The 880-nt window shown below is 64.4% G+C and carries 2 protein-coding genes; both read left to right on the forward strand.

Translation table 11 applies throughout. The features are described from left to right. A partial coding sequence (locus D6M19_RS34040; RefSeq protein ID WP_123029680.1) for an NADH-quinone oxidoreductase subunit A occupies nt 1-354 on the forward strand: 354 nt, incomplete at its 5' end. Further along, nucleotides 345-880 (forward strand): NuoB/complex I 20 kDa subunit family protein (locus D6M19_RS34045; protein ID WP_164478835.1); only part of this gene is annotated, 536 nt, incomplete at its 3' end. The genes D6M19_RS34040 and D6M19_RS34045, both read left to right, overlap by 10 nt.

Genomic DNA, 880 nt, shown 5'->3' on the forward strand with positions numbered 1-880 from the left:
ATCCTGGTACTCGGCGCGATTGCCGCTGGGTTTGCCGTGTTCTCGGTCGTGGCCGCGCTGCTTGGCGGGCCGCGGCGCTACAACCGCGCCAAGCTGGAGGCCTATGAGTGCGGTATCGAGCCGTTGCCGGAGTTGGCCAATCCGGCGGCCGCGGGCCAGCGCTTCCCGATGAAGTACTACGTGACGGCGATGTTGTTCATCGTCTTCGACATCGAGATCGTGTTCCTCTACCCGTGGGCGGTCGCCTTCGACAGCCTGGGGATGTTCGCTTTGGTCGAGATGCTGTTGTTCATGGCCGCCGTGTTCGTCGCGTATGCCTACGTCTGGCGCAGGGGAGGCCTCAATTGGGACTAGAAGAAAAGCTGCCGAGCGGCATCCTGCTCTCGACGGTGGAGAAGCTGGCGGGCTATGTCCGCAAGGGCTCGCTGTGGCCCGCGACGTTCGGGCTGGCCTGCTGCGCGATCGAGATGATGGCCACCGCGGGCCCGCGCTTTGACATCTCCCGCTTTGGCATGGAGCGGTTCTCGGCCACCCCACGCCAGGCCGACCTGATGATCGTGGCCGGCCGGGTCAGCCAGAAGATGGCCCCGGTACTGCGGCAGGTCTATGACCAGATGGCCGAACCCAAGTGGGTGCTGGCGATGGGCGTGTGCGCGTCCTCGGGGGGCATGTTCAACAACTACGCCATCGTCCAAGGCGTCGACCACGTCGTCCCGGTGGACATCTACCTGCCCGGATGCCCACCCCGCCCGGAAATGCTGCTGCACGCGATCCTCAAACTGCACGACAAAATCCAGGAAATGCCGCTAGGCGTCAACCGCGACGAAGCCGTCCGCGAAGCCGAAAAGGCAGCACTAGCGGTCACACCCACCATCGAACT

The sequence above is a fragment of the Mycolicibacterium stellerae genome (assembly GCF_003719305.1).
GTDB lineage: Bacteria > Actinomycetota > Actinomycetes > Mycobacteriales > Mycobacteriaceae > Mycobacterium > Mycobacterium stellerae.